This window comes from Bacteroides eggerthii, assembly GCF_025146565.1.
Classification (GTDB): Bacteria; Bacteroidota; Bacteroidia; order Bacteroidales; family Bacteroidaceae; genus Bacteroides; species Bacteroides eggerthii.
The window spans coordinates 3,432,529-3,452,904 of sequence record NZ_CP102258.1; the positions used below are offsets into that span (position 1 = coordinate 3,432,529).

General features: G+C 42.7%; 12 protein-coding genes. 3 read left to right on the forward strand and 9 right to left on the reverse strand.

Features of this window, described 5'->3' with window-relative positions; all coding sequences use genetic code 11:
- The first annotated feature begins 31 nt into the window (after positions 1 to 31).
- A complete protein-coding gene (locus NQ546_RS14180; protein WP_004290400.1) occupies positions 32 to 2,011 on the forward strand; it encodes a tetratricopeptide repeat protein in 1,980 nt (659 codons plus the stop codon).
- Positions 2,012 to 2,567: 556 nt separating this feature from the next.
- Entirely contained in the window at positions 2,568 to 3,212 is a 645-nt protein-coding gene (locus NQ546_RS14185; protein ID WP_115615923.1) for an HU family DNA-binding protein, read from the forward strand.
- A 97-nt stretch (positions 3,213 to 3,309) separates the two neighbouring features.
- Here NQ546_RS14185 and mfd read toward each other — a convergent pair whose 3' ends face one another.
- The 9 genes from mfd to NQ546_RS14230 form a co-directional block, all read right to left on the reverse strand.
- A complete protein-coding gene (mfd, locus tag NQ546_RS14190; protein WP_004290397.1) occupies positions 3,310 to 6,696 on the reverse strand; it encodes a transcription-repair coupling factor in 3,387 nt (1,128 codons plus the stop codon).
- 271 nt (positions 6,697 to 6,967) lie between these two features.
- On the reverse strand, positions 6,968 to 9,847 hold the full coding sequence (locus tag NQ546_RS14195; RefSeq protein ID WP_004290396.1) for a hypothetical protein: 2,880 nt from the start codon (positions 9,845 to 9,847) through the stop codon (positions 6,968 to 6,970).
- Positions 9,848 to 9,856: 9 nt separating this feature from the next.
- Entirely contained in the window at positions 9,857 to 12,097 is a 2,241-nt protein-coding gene (gene fimD, locus NQ546_RS14200; RefSeq protein WP_004290395.1) for a fimbrial tip adhesin FimD, read from the reverse strand.
- Between the two features lie 23 nt (positions 12,098 to 12,120).
- Complete coding sequence (locus tag NQ546_RS14205) at positions 12,121 to 13,674, reverse strand: hypothetical protein (RefSeq protein WP_004290394.1); 1,554 nt, start codon at positions 13,672 to 13,674, stop codon at positions 12,121 to 12,123.
- A 9-nt stretch (positions 13,675 to 13,683) separates the two neighbouring features.
- Positions 13,684 to 14,568 carry a FimB/Mfa2 family fimbrial subunit gene (locus NQ546_RS14210; protein WP_004290393.1) on the reverse strand — a complete coding sequence of 295 codons (885 nt, stop codon included), beginning with the start codon at positions 14,566 to 14,568 and terminating at the stop codon, positions 13,684 to 13,686.
- A gap of 90 nt (positions 14,569 to 14,658) precedes the next feature.
- Positions 14,659 to 15,741 (reverse strand): hypothetical protein, encoded by a 1,083-nt coding sequence (locus NQ546_RS14215; protein ID WP_004290392.1) that lies wholly within the window; start codon positions 15,739 to 15,741, stop codon positions 14,659 to 14,661.
- A gap of 85 nt (positions 15,742 to 15,826) precedes the next feature.
- Positions 15,827 to 17,305, reverse strand: coding sequence for a DUF3868 domain-containing protein (locus tag NQ546_RS14220; RefSeq protein WP_004290391.1), 1,479 nt, complete (start codon positions 17,303 to 17,305; stop codon positions 15,827 to 15,829).
- A 14-nt stretch (positions 17,306 to 17,319) separates the two neighbouring features.
- Positions 17,320 to 17,892, reverse strand: a complete 573-nt coding sequence (locus tag NQ546_RS14225) for a DUF3575 domain-containing protein (protein WP_004290390.1) — start codon at positions 17,890 to 17,892, stop codon at positions 17,320 to 17,322.
- Between the two features lie 451 nt (positions 17,893 to 18,343).
- On the reverse strand, positions 18,344 to 19,249 hold the full coding sequence (locus NQ546_RS14230) for a tyrosine-type recombinase/integrase (protein WP_004290388.1): 906 nt from the start codon (positions 19,247 to 19,249) through the stop codon (positions 18,344 to 18,346).
- Positions 19,250 to 19,621: 372 nt separating this feature from the next.
- On the opposite strand from NQ546_RS14230, the gene NQ546_RS14235 reads away from it, so the two are divergent.
- The gene (locus NQ546_RS14235; RefSeq protein WP_004290387.1) at positions 19,622 to 20,374 is read left to right on the forward strand and encodes a polyprenol monophosphomannose synthase; all 753 of its coding nucleotides are present in this window, start codon (positions 19,622 to 19,624) and stop codon (positions 20,372 to 20,374) included.
- The last annotated feature ends 2 nt before the right edge of the window (positions 20,375 to 20,376 follow it).

The window sequence follows — 20,376 nt, forward strand, 5'->3', positions numbered from 1 at the left end:
CTCATTAGGTAACAAGCAGCAAATAAGCCAAATGAACAGAACAAACAATAGGATAATCCTATTATTCACTCTCTTTATAGTCTCCTTTTTTCCTACCGCCTCCTCACAAACTCCCGCCATAGAGAATTTGGAAAAGGAGTTGGCAGCGCACAACCGTATAGACACGACAAGGGTGAATCTCCTCAACAAATTAGGGTACGAACTCTATGCCATTGACTCCGGTAAAGCCGGAGAGTATGCCCAAGAAGCGCAAAAAATCTCCACCAGACTGAACTACCCTGCAGGGGAAGCTGCCAGCTTATGGGTTACGGGACTGATAATAAGAAACACACCGAAAAAAGCATTGGAACACTTTGAAAGGGCGCTAAGCATAGCCGAACGTATAAAAGATCCTACCAGCATCTGCAACTATCTTCTTGCTATCAGCTCCATTCAAAAAGCTATGGGGAACATCAAAGCCAGTGACGAAGCCATAGAAAAAGGACTACAGGCAAGCACTGTATTAAAAAATCCGGACATACGCATCAAATTGCTATACAACTCCGCCACTAATCTGACAAGTAAGGGACAATATTTGCAAGGCATCGAAAAGCTGCAGGAAGTAATCAACCTATCTATTCAAAGCAACAACAAAATAATGCTGGCAAAAGCCCAATCAAGCATAGCAACTACCCTAAACAGACAAGGCGACCCACTGCGTGCTTTGGAATATTACCTAAAGGGACTGCGCATCTACGAGGAACTGAATGACCGGCGAGGCATCTGTGGGTTGCTTATCAACATGGGAAATATCAAATCGGAACAAAAAGAACACGAAGCCGCTCTAAACGACTTCAAACGAGCATTGCAGTTAGGCAAGGAACTAGACGATCCTTATCTGATTTCTGCCTGCTATGCCAACATAGGTAACATATACAAACGTCTGCATCACCCTGACGCGCTGCATTATATGCAAGAAGGACTCCGAACATCAGCCGGGATCAATATCGGGCTGAGTGTCAACCTGCTGATAAATATCAGTTGCATCTATATAGAACAGGAAAAGTACGACAAAGCACAAGAGAACCTCACGCAAGCACTCGGCATGGCGCAACAAGCAAAAATAGAACATGCACATGGTGAAATCTTACGCCTGCTTGGCACGCTGTACTATGCCCGCGAACAGTATGTTCGCGCACTGGACTATGCCAACCAAGCTTTGCAAACAGGTCGTAAAATCAACTACATGGAACTTAACAAGCACACCCAAAAATTGTTGGCTGATATCTATGAAAAGACCGGAGACTTCAAAAGGGCTTATAATGCCCACGTGCTGTGCAAACAACTAAACGACAGCCTTCTCAACGAAAAGAATATTCGCCGGATGGCTTTAATGGAAAGTTCCTACAAATATGAAAAAGAGATACAGAAATATGAGTTGGAACAGGCCAACCAAAAGTTACAGATACGCAACCAGCGCTATATTATCTTCTTTCTCATTTCCGCCACGTTACTCATCATCATCCTTACTACACAGCTATACCGTTCCAGCCGCCTGAAAAAGAAAGTCCTTAAACTGGAAGTGGACCAAGCCAAAAGAAAGTTGGAGTACAGCCAAAAGGAAATGACATCCGCCACTCTAAAACTGATACAAAATGCCGAATGTGACAGCTACTGTATAAAGATGTTGGAAAATCTGGAAAAAGGAGATGATGAAGAGAAGCATAAGCGCATACGCTCTCTTATCAACTACTACAAAAGCAAGTCAACGTATGCCAACTGGAGAGAGTTTGAAACTCTATTCCTCGAAGTCAACACCAGCTTCTACGACAAGCTGAACGAGCGCTTCCCTACCCTTACCAACAATGAGCGCAAACTATGCGTCTTTCTGAAACTGAATATGAGTAACAAAGACATCGCCCAAATCACTTTCCAATCCGAAGAGGCTCTAAAAAAAGCGCGTCTGCGGTTACGCAAAAAAATGGGATTGGAGCGGATGGACAATTTGGCAGGAGTCATACAAAACCTATAAGGGTAGTAATATTGAAGTAATTGCACCTTCCTCTATTCGGAATAAAATAAGAGAAGAAGCCATGAAGGTTATTGAAAACTATCAGGAAAGTTAGTAAGATTTCCCCTAAACAATAAGCAAATCAACCAACGGATAATAAGAAACATACCACTAAGAATAAAGAATACCGATATATAGAGAAGATACTTCAATAAATAAAGTTTTTTCTTCCCGATCTTCTCAAAGACCGCTATCAAACAGCTGACCGTCAACCACCCATAAAAAAGTATCTACACTCCCCGTATTAAACGCTCACTTCTTAGAAGAAAAGCTTGCTCATATAGGAAATAAGCCGTATCTTTACGCTCAAGATGAACATCTTTAGGATAAAGACCGCCATCTTCAGCCTAAAGATATACATCTTTAAACTGAAGATACAGTTTAAAGCATAGGTTGAGTATTCTCGGTAAGCAAGTCTGCCTACTTTCGTCCCTACCCCATGTCATTTCATCCTTAGCCCTATGCAGGACGGATTTCCATCACCAAATTATCAATCCGTAAACAACAAAAAAACATCATGGCAGAATATCAAATGCAGACCTCTAACCTTCCCAACAAAGACGGTGAAAAAAAACTCTTCCCCCGCATCAAGATTTGGGGACAAGTAGATTTGGACTACCTTGCCCAACGCATCAACTACGGCAGTACCTTTACTCCCGGCGACATCATCGGAGTGATAAAATCACTTACCCAAGCCATAGCCCGTGAAATGGGCGAAGGACACTCGGTGAAAGTGGACGGACTGGGTGTATTCACTCCCTCGTTAGGATTGCGCGAAGGTTTTGAACGGGAAAGCGCCGAACAGGGCGGACAAAAACGCAATGTAAGAAGCATCTGTGTAGACAACATCAACTTCCATGCAGACAAGGATTTCATCTACGAGACAGGACGAAACTGCATACTGAACCGTTCTAAATGGAAGTTCCGGCACTCTTCCTCACGCTACACCGCCGAACAACGGCTGAAACTGGCGCAAGATTATTTAGAGTCACATCCGTTACTGAAAGTAGGTGACTACAGCGAACTGACAGGACTACTGCGCAACGCCGCTGCACAAGAACTGAAACAATGGAGCGAAATGCCAGAAAGCGGAATCGGCCATACGGGCAGAGGGTCACACAAGATATATATCAAAGAAACGCCCCAAAACCAAGAAGATTAATTAATTACTTATTTATTCGAGTATCGTTACCAGCTAAAGTACAAAATAGATTTAATTATCAAGGGAATATAAAGGATAAAGTCATTAATTGATAGAATCACTCCTCCACCTGCATTGCCACAATCTCCTGCAATACCGCCACAGCCTCCTCAACAGTTGTTACATCTTTCACGACCATACTCCGCTTGTTGTTTTGTTCGCGCAAGTCGCAACGGCGAGTATATTTCATCATATAGGCAATGATCTTTCCAAAGGCCTGACTTTGATAGTAAGGACTATCCGGATTGGAAACAAAGAACAACGTCATACGACCGCCTTTCAGAAACACCTTCTCTGTTCCCAAACGCGCTGCAAGACGACGCAAGGGAACAATACGGAGCAACTCTTCCGTTTCGGGAGGAATAGGCCCGAAGCGGTCTTCAAGACGAGCACGAAAGGCATCCACATCTTTGTCCAGTGTCAGGCTGTCCAGCTCGCGATAGAGCAACATACGCTCACTGCTTCCGGTGACGTAGGTGGCAGGCAGCAACAGTTCAAGATCACTTTCTACTTGGCACTCGTCTACGAACTGTTCTCCGCTAATAGTTCCATCACCTTTCAGTTCTTCGGCATAAAGATCTGCAAACTCATCGGTTTTGAGTTCATGCACAGCCTCAGATAATATTTTCTGATAAGTTTCGTAACCAAGGTCGGCAATGAAACCGCTTTGTTCCGCACCCAGCATATTGCCGGCACCGCGAATGTCAAGATCCTGCATGGCAATATGAATACCACTGCCCAGATCGGAGAAGTTCTCAATGGCTTGCAGACGACGTTTGGCTTCCGGTGTAAGTGAGGACAAAGGAGGAGCCAGCAAATAACAAAAAGCTTTCTTGTTGCTACGCCCCACACGACCGCGCATCTGATGCAAGTCGCTCAACCCGAAGTTTTGTGCCTGATTGATGATAATGGTATTGGCATTCGGGATGTCAATGCCACTCTCTATAATAGTTGTGGCAAGCAATACATCATAGTCATAGTTGACGAAATCAAGGATGATTTTTTCCAGTTCGGCCGGTTCCATTTGCCCATGCCCGATGCAGATACGGCAATCGGGGATATTACGCTCTATCATCGCTTTTAGTTCCACAAGGTTGGAGATACGGTTGTTCACAAAGAACACCTGCCCGTTCCGGCTCATTTCAAAGTTGATGGCATCGGTGATAATCTCGTCATTAAAAGTATGCACTTCCGTTTGAATGGGGTAACGGTTGGGGGGTGGAGTCTGTATCACACTCAAGTCACGCGCTCCCATCAGTGAGAACTGCAAAGTACGGGGAATGGGAGTAGCCGTCATTGTCAGGGTATCTACGTTTACTTTCAATTGGCGTAGTTTCTCCTTGACAGAGACGCCGAATTTCTGCTCTTCATCAATAATCAGCAAACCGAGGTCCTTAAACTTTACGTCTTTGCCCAGAATGCGGTGAGTGCCGATAAGGATATTTACCTCACCTCCTGCCAGACCCTTGACAACGGCTTTGGCCTGTGCCGCTGTACGGGCACGACTCAGATATTCCACCCGGCAGGGCAAGCCCTTCAGACGTTCCTTGAAAGTCTGGAAATGCTGATATGCAAGAACAGTAGTAGGTACAAGAACGGCAACCTGCTTATTGTCCGCCACAGCCTTGAAAGCGGCACGTACGGCAACCTCGGTCTTACCGAACCCTACGTCACCGCACACCAAGCGATCCATTGGGCGGGTACTTTCCATATCGGCTTTTACATCGGCAGTCGCCTTGCTTTGATCGGGCGTATCTTCATAAATAAAAGACGCTTCCAGTTCCCGCTGCAAAAAACTGTCCGGACTATATTGAAAACCTTTTTCTTCACGCCTCTGCGAATAGAGTTTTATCAAATCGCGGGCTATATCCTTAATCTTGGTCTTGGTACGGTCTTTCAGTTTCTCCCAGGCACCGGTTCCAAGTTTGTTGAGACGAGGCGCTTCGCCCTCTTTTCCTTTGTATTTGGAAACCTTATGCAAAGAATGAATAGAGACAAAGACCACATCGTCATTCTGGTAAACCAGACGCATCACTTCTTGCGTAGTATCTCCGTTGGGAATACGTACCAATCCAGTGAAACGTCCCACACCATGGTCTGTATGCACTACGTAATCTCCGGGAGTAAACTGATTCAGTTCCTTCAAGCTCAAGGCTACCTTACCGCTACGGGCCTTGTCGCTTTTCAGATTGTATTTATGGAAACGGTCGAACAACTGGTGATCGGTAAAGATACAGAGACGCAAAGCATCATCCGCAAAACCTTCATGCAAAGTGCGCTCTACGGATGTAAAAGAGATGTTATCTCCCCGGTCTTCAAAGATAGCACGAATACGTTCGGTCTGCTTCAAACTGTCACTGCATATATAAAGAGCATAATTACGAGAAAGATAGTCGTGAAAACTTTCCGCCACCAGGTCGAAGTTCTTATGGAAGATTGGTTGCGCAGTAGTGTTGAATGTCACTGTCGCATCCGGCGTTCCGGTAGGTTTCGTCCCGAACTCAATGCGACGGAAATCAAGTGCTCGTAAAGTAAATTCTCCCCCATCAATCAATTTGCCATCCAAAGAAATCAAACCGTTTTCCTCAGCTTCGCGAGCGGCAATGGCTTGTGCGGTAAGCGCTTCATCGTGAACAGTCTGAATACGCTCACGCAACCAAAGAAAATCCTTCATTGCCAACAGAGTGTCCGGCTGAAGGAAATCCAAAAAAGAAACCATTCCTCCATTACCCCTTTGTTCCAGACTATGGCTCAAATCGGGAACTATGACAATATTCTCCTTCTTCTCTTTCGACAGTTGGCTCTCCACCTCAAAAGTACGAATGCTCTCCACTTCATCCCCAAAAAAATCTATACGGAAAGGGAACTCGGACGAAAAAGAAAAAACATCGATAATGCTACCGCGTACGGCATATTGTCCCGGTTCGTACACGTAGTCCACATACTCGAAACTGTAACTACGCAATACTTCCGTAACAAAGTCCATATCGACCTTCTCACCCAGATGGAGTTTCAGGGTCTTGTCTCCCAGCTCCTTACGGGAAACGACCTTCTCAGCCAACGCATCCGGATAGGTAACCACGCAAAGTCCCTCCTCTCCTTTCTGCAAGCGGCTCAACACTTCCGTACGGAGAATTTCGTTTGCAGCATCTTTCTGCCCATACTTTATGGCGCGACGGAAAGAAGAGGGGAAAAACAATACCTGTTCCGTTCCCAAAATCTGTGTCAGGTCATGATAGAAATACCCGGCTTCCTCCAAATCGCCGAGAATAAAAACAAACGGACATTCCACCCGTTGTATCAATACGGACGAAAACAGTGAAGCGGCAGAAGCACACAAACCGCTACAATACAGATGCCGGACCGAATTATCCTGCAATAACCTGTACATGCCTTCTACATTGGGATGGGCGGCGTATAATTGTTGTAGTTCGGTAATAATCATTGCTATCTTTTTTAGTTCACCGCAGATTACACAAACTCACACAGATTAAGGGATCTGATAATCTGTGTAAACCTGTATGCCCCGTTGTGAATTTCCGTTGCAAAAATACATAAATAATCCTTAGTTTTATCTGTAAGTACAGGAAACAAAAAATAAAAAGATCCCATTCTTTACCTCGCCAGGTTATAAGAATGGGATACTACAAACAAAACAAACAACAAGGCTATCTGTCACAGACAGCCATTGTACATGATTACTTGTCAAAGTGATTTTATGTATTTTTTTCTCTAATCAGAACAAGTTTTTCTGTATTCTGCACCAAATCTGGCAGACTTGTATCCGTATGATAAATTACAGTAGAAGTTCCCTCCGTTTTACGATAATGAACCTGCACTTGTACAGTAGCCCAGTCGTACTGATACTCCGGTTTTAGTTTTAAAGAGAATTTACCTTCCTCATCAATTATCATCGTGCCGATACGAGTGCCATCACCGCTACGTTCAAAAGTTACAAACGCCCCAGCCGGTACAGGATATTCTTGTGCGGCGCTCTCATCTTCCTTATAGTATATAGTACCAGTCATCGGACTATTAGTCAATTGTACTGTTTGCGTATTGAAAGTGACAATTTCTTTTTCTGCTGAAATTGTGATATCACCGGCACTCACAATTTTATTTGTCTTAAAGACCAGCGTCCTTCTACCGTCTGTACCGTAATTATCTTCTTCCGCTTTCGTCTTAGCTACCTGATAAATGGTTCGCTGTGCTTCAGCAGTAATCTTTCCGGCATACTTCCGATTCTCCTCCGCTGTTTCATCAAACTCTAGCATCGGAGCATCAATATAAATTTTGAAAGGAGTTCCATAAGGATCAACGTTCTTCTTGTCAGCAGCCTCAAACTCTTCAATATTGAAAGTAAGTGTCACCTTTTGTCCCGGCTGATAGGTTATAGACCTCTGGCCATTATTAATTTCCATTCCAAAATCAAAAGCCCGGTAATTAGCCAACTCAAACGTCGTAGATTTGTACATGACCACATCTCCTTCAGGTGTACCAGTCGCTCCCGGATAGGTAGAGATACGGACTACTTCTGCAGATTCCGGCGTATTTGTCTTCATGAATGTATTATACCTTTTCTGTCCCTGAGTAATTGGAGTAAACAAGAATACACGTCCTCCTGTATCCCATAAATCCTCGTCTACCGGTTCAAAGTTACATTCCTTATCATCAATCATGCCCAATTCCTCTAGTTCCTTATCAGTATAATGATCCAAATACCTGGAATAGAACATGAACTGATTATCCCGTCCCGTAGCTTGAGAAAACTCATAAAGCATATCTACTCTATAATTTACTTTTCTAGGAACTAACAGATATTTTACGTTTAAATCTCCATATTGAAGAGTATTGAGTACTTCAATGGTTCCAACTTCCGAATTGGAAAATGTAAAGAATTTCGTTACCGTTACAAAATGGTCCGATTCTATCGATACCTGGCTAGCTTCTGTTTTCATCAAGTCTGTTTTGAAATAAACGCGCTGTGTACCCGGTTCTTGAGCAACAAAAGTATATTTAAAGCCAATCGGTTCTCCGTCTATTTCAATATCCTCGCCCCACTCTTCTTTACTGGCAGATGTACGATTAATTACATCCAATTTGTTTAGAGCCTCATCAGGAGTGAGTTGGTTGGCACCGATTCTTACCGTCATAGGAAACAACTCAGCCGGAGTATTTTGAGGAATATTGAACATCAACGTTACACCTTCACCATATTCATTACCGTTCAACTGTGTAGTCACCCACGCAGGAGTAAACTCCATTTCCTTCATAAAAATCACCTTTATTGTCCGTTGCAGTTTGCCTTTTTTCACAAGAATAGTACCTTCTCGCTTTATGTTGTTACCCAACGATAGCAGTTCTATACCGATTGTGCCTTGTCCTGTAGATATGTCATAGTTATTTGAGATGCCCGGTGCAGCTACATTATTATCCATCCACGTTACTGTCGGCTTTTCTGCTTCCGACACCGGTTTCATCGGATCAGTATCTGTTCCATAAGTATATTTCAAGACCTTCTGACGTCCTTGTGCACCTTCTTCACCACTATCGTATACAACAAAAGTTTCATCTACAATCAGTTTATGCTCTCCATCAGACACTTCCGGAATATCTTCATCAATCGAAATCCAAATATTATTAACAGGGGGAGTGTTCAAAGCTGCCTTAAAGGTCGGCACACCATTCTCTAAATTACCGGTAATTTTAATTTTATAGTGATGGTTACGAATAATAGAAAGAGGCTCCTGAGTATTTCCATCTAACAGAGACACCCGGTAATACAACTCGGCATCAGGATTATTTTGGGGATATCCCCGAAACACAGCATACATTTGGTCGGCAGACGGATTATCACTCTCAAAGACATATTCCGTATCGGTTTCATTTACCTCGGTCGGATCTGTAAACTTGGTGCGATCATTGGGCAATGACAGATAATTGGAAGTATTGCTCCAGTCAAACTTTTTAGTTTCAGTATTAAATGGCGCTACCGTACCAAAGGCATAACCATTACATACAGCAAAACCTGTCACTACAAATAAATCTCCACCATCAAATGTTATCTTAGCCTGATTCCGGTACAAAGGTACAGTTTTATCCGGTAATGTATTCTGAATGTAATCGTCCAATTCTTGATTATCCGGGCACTCTACACGTCCCCAATAAACCAACATGCTCGATGACGAGATTAATCCTGGAATAATACTATTCTCATGGCGTCCTACATTGCCTTGTTCATTAAACGACTCCAGATTTTGGTTGGCCACAAAGTGTATAATCTTTGTAAACTTCGGAACAACAGCTTCAAATGTACCACTCAACATATCCTGATTAACAGTCTGTTCGGGCGTTACGCGTGAGATAAAATCTCCTGCCTTATCAAAACAAAACATAGAGAGTTGCTGAATACCCAATCCATCAGGGTCCGCATTGCGGGTTGTCACCTGTGCCATTTCCGGTACTTGCGTCCGAAAAGTAACAAGCAGATGATCATCATCCACTTTAGTACGGTTATCTACAAACGTATCCTCTGTACAAGCCGCCATTATTCCAATGGCAGCCAGTAACCATATATATGCAATCTTTTTTATCATAGTTCATTATTATTTAGATTCACCGTCTTTGTAAGCATCACGAATGCAACGGATAGCTTGATCTCTCGGGTTGGTAGTTCCTGGTTTTGCAACAAGCCCACTTGCACTCCAATATCGGTTACCACTTAAAACTACATCCATTGCATCAGAGTTATCCTGATATTTATAGATAATCTTGATTTCAGCCTCTGTTGGCAGACGCCAATCATGATAGGCTACTACATTCTTGTTATTCGTTCCATTTCCTCTATTGGTAACCTCTACATACTGTTCACAATGACTTGCAGCCTGCTCTATGGAATTTGCAGCCTGTACCGCTCCCAACTGTGAAGCAATCATAAAGGAAGGAGACACGATTTTTTTATTATCTTCTCCTCCATCAGTTTTACCATTGGTAATACGAGGAAGCCCTAATACATAATCTGCTCCTTCTGGTGTAGACGTTATCTGCACGTGATACATACGAGCGTTATCTAGATCAAGGTTAGCATTATCAGTTGTGGCACTAGAAGCCCTATTGCCCCAAGTATAATATCGCACTGAACACTTTCCTGTATCATTTTGATAATTTGCTGCCACTTTAGATGTAAAAAAACAAGCGTCTCCACCAACTGTTTTTGAATTTGAATAGTTCCACCCGTTACCATTCCAATTTGCACTCACATATCTTGAACCTCTATTTAGAAAAGTAGTTGGTTCCGGATATTGAGCGCTTTTAAAATCATCCCTATACGAATACCACCCCTGCGTATTTGTCACATACTCTAACGGATACTGCTCTATTACAAGCTTCTTTGTAATACCATCCTTATTAGTTATAGACACCACAATATATCTCACCGACAGCGAATTTTCCGGTAATACACTGTGCACAGTCACCTTACCATTCAACTCAGGAGAAGTAGTTATGAGAACTTCAGGATCAGATACTGTTTGTTTCTGTCCGAACTTATTAATGATATATACCTCTTCTATATGAATATCACTTTGTTCTATCATTGAAGATGTAGCAAAAGCCACTGTTGAATCGTCTGTTGCATTGTTGATGCGCAATGTATCCATGCTTAATGCAAGATATTGAGGATGGTCCATGTCTCCACCAATTTCAATATCAGCAGAGACCCACTCCTGTACCTTGAAAAAAGCCGGTTGTAAGGTAATAGGTTCATCCGGTTCTTTTGCTCCAAGCGCATCCACCTTAATGGATGTAAAATAAGAGTGATTACGCTTCAACTGATGATTGTTATTTCCACTCAAAGGTATCTTATAATAATTATCATACTGTATTTCCGTTTGGGAAGGATCTCCGGCCTGGTAGCTGAGCGGAATCCTTACAATTAAATAACTCTCATGCGTCAAAGCTTCCTTGCCTTCCCAGTTGTTAGAATATGAATACACAGTAATTCCTACTCGCTTAAACGTTTCCTTTCCATCTGAACCCACTGCTTTATCTAAATGCTCTACACCGACAGCAGAATTACCTATGTTAGTAAACAACTCTCCCGAATCGAACTTGTCTTCGTCATCCGGCTGCAAAATAGAAGTACTATTGGCAAAGTTCACAACCCGACGCAATACCTGTCCGCTTGTCGAAGTATTGTCGAGCGGCAGAAATGAAGCGTGTTCCCCACAAGTCAGTATGATTGTAACTTTAGCTGCCGCACGACGCAATTCAACATTCACTTCCGTATTCTGCTTAAAATTATTGTCGTTCAATATCACAGGAGTGGAATGCCCATCCATCATAAAAGTTTCCGGAACATCAGCAACACCTGCTTCCATTCCCGTAACATGTATATTGTTTGTTGTGACACGAAGAGCTTTCAAGTCGTTCAAATCAGCAAGAGACTGATCCTTAATTTGTGTTTGAATATCAGCCTCACTGAACTCTGTGCAATTTGCCACCGCATAAATTGTATAGTCAACATTCGGATCAAAATCACGTTTCGTTTTCCCTAAAGTCACTTTGTCATCGGCTCCACCAGTTGAGATACGTTCATAATAATCAATCATATCATTTTTTAGAACAAACACATCAATATGTGTCACAGCTTTCTCCACATCTGTCGGTGTAGTATAGTCCTCTTGACTGCTTACGCGCGTCATAGAATGTCCCGCATCCGAAAAAGATAAAACAATTTTATCTTGCCCTTGTCCCATATCCACTATCAGTTCATCATTCTGACATCCGGCTAAAGTTCCCAACAGAACCAACAGAACTACATTTCTTATAAATTGGAAATATTTCATAGTAAACGTATTTTATTTCAGAATTAATTGAGAGCATTCTGGGTTATCGTAATAAAATCACCTCCCCCAGGAAAATCAAGATCTTGGTTAATTAATAAATTACTGTTAGCTTCTCCCCACATCACAGATTTTATGGTCAACCGAGTAACTCTTTCCTCAATAGTATTCGGATTTTTAGCCGTAACCTTCAGTATGTGGTCTTTTCCGTCCGCAGTAGTTGTATCCCCACTCTCTCCTTCACTTGCCTTTTTGCCATCAACCCAAAGAGTAAAATCTTGGGCATTGTCAATACTTGCAACCCATATCTGACCTACCGGCGCACTCATATTGAATAGGAAAGTAGCACCTTCTCCATTAACAGCATCCTCACCCGTATGATCTATATCATAGTTTATCTTACAGTAGTCATCACCAACCTCTGACGCAGACGCAGTAAAAGAATGTGTCGGATGCCCCCATTCAACCGTATAATCGCCACCATTCTCCCAATCGGCAACATTATATACAATACTCACAATACCATCCACCCCTATCCTATTCAATACATAATAACAAGCATTACGCTCTATATCGGGCAGATAGATTAACTTTTCAGACTGGCTTCCAGCAACACTGTATGTCACTTTCAACACATACCCCTTCCCATCGGTGTCATTTGCGCCTTGCTGATTCGGATTGTTCGAGCCATAATAATTCTCAAACATATAAGCGGAAGCAGAAAGCACATCTGTAAAAGCAGCAGATATTTTTTCCGGATTCTTCTTGTCCTCCGGAGTGTAACTGTTATATTCATCATCTGTCACAACTTTATCAATGCTGACTGCACCTCCGTTTATTAAACTAAAACCATACTGCCAACTATGCGGCACATTCTTCAAATTCTCACTCTCATGTCCGGGAGCAAACATATAGCTATAATCCTGCAATCCACTTGGCAATATCTCAACCTGCATCACCTCTAAATCGATATCAGGTTCTTTCGCCGCAAAGTACATACCCAGTTTGGCGACAGAACGTTCCAGCTCAAATTCAATCGGACCGCCAGTCCACATCCAATGCTCTGAATGTACTTCACTTTCCTTTATGTCGTTTGGATTAATCATCACATCTTTCACCGTCACCATAGGCAATGCAGTACGAGGATTATTCAATTCACGAAAACAATAATTTTCCAATTGCATACGAGTCATATCCGGACTCCATGCAGGGGAATTATAAACACTGACCGTTTCCTCATTAGCAACTAAATAAAAAGATATCGGCTCCTCCAAAAAAGACATGGTTGGAATATCCAAATCCATGGAAAAAGATAGTTTTCCACCATCCACTACCAAATTCTTATCATTACCATAGAAATAACCGACTTTCCTTTCTCCATAAAAGGCATATACACGTAACGTATTTATTGCACTCTCTATATCAACATTAATATCCGATCCGCCTGCACGTGTATCCACATTCATCGTCATACTTATATTGCGCGTCTCTGCCACTACCGGGTTATCTTCTTTAATACACCCTTCTAACGTCAGCAAGCCAACAAGAAGCAATAATCCTATATACAATACTCTTTTCATAGTCGTCCATTAAAATTCGGGTTTCACATCTACTATATACCAGTCGGGAACGGTTATCACCGCACCTATGGATTTGAACTCAATACGGATAGGTATCAGCGCTTCATGTTTAGTCAGGTCTATCACAGGATTGGCAGCCAAGAAATCGGCCAAGTTTATATGAGCCATATTTTTGCCGTTGGCATCGGTGAGATCCAGATTCACATTCTCATGGTCGGTATGTCTCATTATATTAAAGCGTGCCAGCATGGTATGCTTTTCCGCATTATTTTCAGTTTCCGGATAATAAGTAACAATGCTGCCACAGGCATTGTTGCTGAAGTTTGTCATGGAAGACAGCCCGCTCATGCTCAGTGTAGGCCATACCGGAGCACGTGTGGTAAGTTCTTCGGAAGCGACTCCTATCACCTCTACATGGACTTTGTAATGCGAACTGGCAAAATCCATTTTTTCTTCTGTCTGTTTTGCATCACCGGGGATGCTGATTTCCTTGTAAGCATAATATAGAGAATCATTTCCCGCAATCCGTTCGCCATGAATGCAGTCTTCATCACAAAATTGGGCAGTTGCCAGATTTTGTTCTCCGCTTACTTCTGTATTATAAGTGTTTCCCACAGTTACAATCTGATAGTCTCCCACAGGCAAATTCAACTCTGTGGATTGTTTTTTCACATCTGCTTCGCTTATCGGATGAGAGGACAGTAACATACCGTCACTGTCGAAAACATACATGTCCACTTTATGAATCTTATCTTGAAAAATTTGAGTCGTACCATCTCCGACATAACTGAATTTCAGCGTGCAATTGCCCGGACAGTCACTCATATCTTCTTTGATGCACCCGTTGAGCGAAGCTAAAAACATCAAGGATAGTATGTATTTTGTATATTTCATATTTTATGTATGTTTCAATATAAAATTGATAGAAGAGTCCAAGAAGTCGGACTTATAATAATCCGACTTCTTGGTTCATAATAAATAGAATTATTCGCCGTAGCTTGGTTCAACAGCTACGATATCCCAAGGAGCTACTCTGACAGTAGCTGTAATACAGATTTTATCTTTCTCCAAAGTTGTAATATCCTCTTCAGTGAACTCCAAATCAGTAATCTGATAAATTTTACCAGATTCCATAGCAACCACATTACCATCAGCAGTCTTAAAACCTGTAATCTTCAAATAGGCAGGGTCATAAATAATATAGCCTTCTTTGACATCGTCAACAGGTTCCGAATTAAAACGAAGCAATAATTCAGGCATCCCACAGACACTATATCCGTAAGAAGTGCCTAATGCAACAGGCGTATTCTTATCGTTCAATACAGGAGCAGGAGTAGCAGCTGCATCGTAAAATGCAGTTGGTGTACCTGTATCAGGAGTCAAGTCGGGGAAACCGGTTAAATTGCTCGTTACAGAATGAGGCTCAGAGCCTGTACCTTTTAATGTAAATTTGGTATTTGCCCCATTTATGCCTACATACTCTAACGTAAGTGTTTTATATGCAGACTCTGCCAGATTAGTACACTGCAAGTTACCACTTAGTTCTATACGGGACATCTTAGTTGCCAATTGTAAAGTAGCCTCATACATAGGGTAACCGTCTTGAGTGTCTGTATTTTTATAAGTTATATCTACAGCCTCTGCATATACGGGAGCATTTTCCGCAGTCTGATAATCTGCAACATCAAATGTTTCTGCTACAACATTAGCCCATGTACCACTGGCTGTAGGTTGACAATTGGCAACAGCAGCAATCTTAGTAACTGTTCCACTAACACCATGGAATGTATCACTGGACTTATTTTCAAGTGTCTTAGTGTCTACAATAGCACCGTCCTTATCCAATAAATAAAGCGTTACAGTATTCACTGTAATTTGAGATTGGTTGTTGGCACCATCTGTCCAAGCTCCGTTTCCGGACGCTCTTGTGGTATATCCTCCAGTTTCAATCTTAACTGTGATCGTTTTACTATTTTGAGACAAGTCATTTCCAACCTCGTCCTCATTACTACATGCCGCGAATGCCAGTCCGGCCAATCCCAGCATAAAAAACTTGTTTAATTTCATGATTTAATAGATTAAATTAAAAAAACAGTAAATAATAGTTCGCTCTCTTTTGCCTTATGTTTATAAGATTCTCTTTCCAACCCTGTTATAAGTCAGCAATCACCCCTTCCACATTGCGCAAGTTTTCCCTGGCTTCCGCATCACCCGTAGCGGCAGCACGCTGAAGAACCGTACGTGCCTTCTCATACTGTTTCTCATTGGCATAAGCTACGCCCAGACAGTTCAGCACACGTACATTACCCTTCCCTTCCAAGGGCAGCAACAAATTCACAGCTTCTTTCATGTGTCCCTGTCCAAGTTCGTAACGGGCAGCGTTTACAACAGCCGGAATATTGTCCGGATAGGTACGGGCAGCTATCAGTAAAACCTTGCCATACTCCGGAGTATCCACTCCATAAGACTCCGCCACCTGATACATCTCCTCCACACTCAGCAAACGGGGATTGGAATATATCTGCTTCCGGGCTTCTTCTAAATTGAAATTACGCACCTTATACTCTATGCGGTACTCATTACGGCGCAGCGGAGGATAGACTTCATTCAGCAGGCGTTGGTACACCTCGGGAGGGAACTCATCCCTGAAACGCTGCTCACAGTCATCCAAATTGCCCTTGCAAGATTCAACTACCGCAATCACCTCTTTCTGCTTCAACAGGTTGGGAAACTTATCCAGTTCCATACGGAGACCTTCCCAATCCTCACCACGCCATGCCACATGCCAAAAGCGTGTGTCCACTTCGGTTTCCCTCTGCACATATTGCGTAAAAGCTTCGGCACGACGTCGGGACAGTTTTTCGTTATAATCCGCACGCCCTTCAGGAGAAGCGTAACCGGTAACATATATACCCGTAATCGTGAGGTCGCCGTTATCTTTTACCATAGCGATGGAGTGACGGACACTGTCAAGCTCCTGACGGTTGTTCTGGAATTTCGGGTCAATCTTATGGCTGTCCTGGCGGAAATTCAAACGTGCCACTTTCACCTCGTCGCGCATCTTTACAGCCTCTTTCAAAGGCGGGACAAAAGCCACTGTATATTTAGGCTGAAATAGCTGCAGAAAAGTACTCTTCACAGGAGTCTCTTCCGTACCCTTATCACACTCCGCACAACCGGTGGTCTGTTCACGAAGTACCAACCGGGCAGCGCCGAGCCAAGGCTCGTAAGGTATCACCACACTGTACTCCACCTGCTGAGATTCACCGTTCTTACGACGCAGCACAGTCTTTGCGCCATCGGTCTTGGTAAAGCCATTCAGCGCCTTTTCACGACGGTGCACCTTGTCACGAACACGACCGTCCAGCACCACAGAAGGAAGATCCAGACTTTTATCCCCCTCTTTTGCCACTACTACCGGATAGAGACGCACACTTTCCTGACGCTTCACGTGCATGTCCGTCACATCAAGTACAAAATCCACGTGAATTTCACGGCCTTTCTTTTTTATCTCATCATTGATTACGCGCACCCCCGAAAGATGTCCGGTCTGTGCACAAACAGGAACACATATTCCGAACAAAAGCAATGCACCACATATCAATTTACTATATATATGTTCTTTTCTCATAATGCACTTCCTCCTTATTTAATGGTATATATCAGCGATACAGCAGCTTTGGTGACACTGAAGTATCCTTTGTCGTTCTTCTCCTTCCACTCACCGCACTTGGGGCAGTCATACTTGTCGTAATGGTTCTGAACATACCCCACGCCGATGCCGGCTTCAATACTCCAGCGTTTACCCAGCAACCATTGGTAGCCATAGGCCAGGCCGGCTCCGTAATAATATCCCTCGTAACGGTATCCCTTGGTAGAGGGGTAAATGCCCAACGGGAAGTCCACGTTGCCTACGTTGAACTGCCCGCCGAGCAGGTGCAGACCGAAGAAATGGCCGTTGAATGACTCACACAGCCAGTATCGCACCTCAGGCTGTGCCATCCAGTGCTTCCACTTCTTACTGTCCGAGAAAGTAAAAGGATTATAGTTCGCAGAAAGATCCAGCGTCCATTTAGGAGCCAGACGGAATTCGGCACCGAGGTTGATAGTCGTACTGATGTCATACAGCAGGTTTGTCTTGATGGCTATGTCCTGCGCTGACAAAGAGATGCCGATAAACAGGAAAATAATGCAAAGGCTCTTTTTCATGCTCTCCATTTTTATATGATATAACTTATCTGTCTATATACTTTACTGCTTTAACATTTCCGTTACTTTGTAGGTAACGGGAAAATGAAGGAAGAACATGGTACAAGAGACATTCCTGTATCGACATGACCTACTGTTACGGATTATCGGATGGACCGGCTAAAGACGAGCAGAACTTTCCATGTTAATTTTATATAACATGGCTGCGAGAGTATTATGCATTTTCCACCGGGGAAAAGCACTGCTGTTCAAGCCAATGCGCCCTATAATAATATAGGAGAGCGTTTTTTACTTATTTTTCAAAAAAAACTCTTTTTTTTCTTGCGCAATATAAATGTTTTGTTGATATTTGCGACAAACAAATAATTCCCGTTACCTACAAAGTAACGGAAGAATAAACAATAGATTTAAGAACGAAGCAGCTTCGTGTTCATCTTGTAAAACAGCATATTACGAATCATTACTTTGTGAATATATAAGATATTATACCTTTATTCATCTCGTTTATTCTTTCAACTGTATGTTTCATAAAGTATGTTTCTGTTACTTTCACTGATGAATGTCCCATGGCATTGCTAATAAGTTCAGGCTGATAGTCCCTATAATTGGCAATAGTGGCCCAGCTGTGGCGGGCCGTATAACTGGTCAATCCGGTCACACCGTTTATGTGATCCTTCAACTTCTTCAAACGGTAATTAAAACCACGCAGTGCATTCTGGTATTGCCGGTATTCATCCTTTCCCGGATTGTGAATAAGAGGGAACAGATAGGGGGAATTCTCATCAGAATTCCTGAGGCTACGTATAATCTCCAGAGCTTTACCCTCCACACGTACGGTGAGCCATGCGCCTGTCTTCTTACGGCGATATACGATGACATTATTGTGAAAGTCACAATGTCTCAGATATGCAACATCCACAAAAGGCATTCCGCGAAGCATGAAAAGCAGTAAAAACAGGAGACGTGTCGATTCCAGTCTCTCATCTGCTAGAGGGGTGCTGAGCTTACGGAATACATCTTCATCCACCGCACGCTTCACTGTAACTTTCGTACCCGTATACACTCCCTTGAAAAGTCTGGGGCGATAAGGTGCGAGCCCGTCATCGACGGCACGAAAATAGGTAGCACGCAACATCCTCATATAAGTAGAAATAGTATTCCAATGAAGTTGGCGGCTCAACAGATACTCCTGGAAAGACCGGAGCCAAAGAGGAGTCAGGTCATTGAATTCAAGTACATCCAATCCTTCAAATTCAATAACCCGTCTTAATACACTACGGTACACATGAGCGGTACCATGACGCTGTTCCTCTTCTAAGTAGGAAACAACAGAGGCCATATAGCCAAAAAAATTTGTTTTATTCATATATCTTTAATTTTAAAACACATCATATAAATAGACTATAAGAGAAAAGGTTTAATGGATGATTATGTTAAAAAGGGTGATGGATTAATAAAATTAGCATAATAAGCTCCTAATCCGGATAAACAGACACCAGACCGGACTACCCAAAAAACAAAACAATGTGCTATATATAAAAATTTGAGAAGTTCTGGAACGAGAAAAGAATTTATAAGGAAAGCTTTCAGATAAAAAAGAATTGCTATCTTTGTTGCGCTCTAATTAGAGAGCATAAGTACAAATTACAAAGAATTAGTTTATAAAGCACTGATTTCTTCAGTATATAAAACAAAGACCCTAGATTTGTACCTATTAATAAGTCCCTATATATTTTCAATGAATATGCAGAAATCAGACAGCATTGTCATCATCCCCACTTACAACGAACGGGAAAACATCGAGAATATCATCCGCGCCGTTTTTGCTCTGGAATACGGGTTTCACATACTTATTATCGAAGATGGTTCACCCGACGGAACAGCCGGTATTGTAAAAGAATTACAACAGGAATTCCCCGACCGCCTATTTATGGTGGAACGTCAAGGAAAACTTGGGTTAGGCACAGCCTATATAGCAGGTTTCAAATGGGCGTTACAACGCGACTACGAATATATATTCGAAATGGATGCCGATTTCAGCCATAACCCCAAAGATCTTCCCCGACTCCACCGGGCCTGTGCCGAGGAAGGGGCAGATGTGGCTATCGGTTCACGTTACGTCAGCGGTGTGAATGTCGTGAACTGGCCTATGGGACGCGTTCTGATGTCTTATTTCGCTTCCAAATACGTACGGATCATAACAGGACTGCCTATCCACGATACGACTGCCGGCTTTGTTTGCTACCGTCGCAAGGTGCTGCAAACAATCAACTTAGACTGTATCCGCTTCAAGGGTTATGCTTTTCAGATTGAAATGAAGTTCACCGCCTACAAATGCGGAGCCAACGTAAAGGAAGTGCCGGTTATCTTCATCAACCGCGAACTGGGAACATCCAAAATGAACAGTAGCATTTTCGGAGAAGCTGTCTTCGGAGTTATCCGATTGAAATGGGACAGTTGGTTTCATAAATATCCCAACTTAAAAGACTAAGG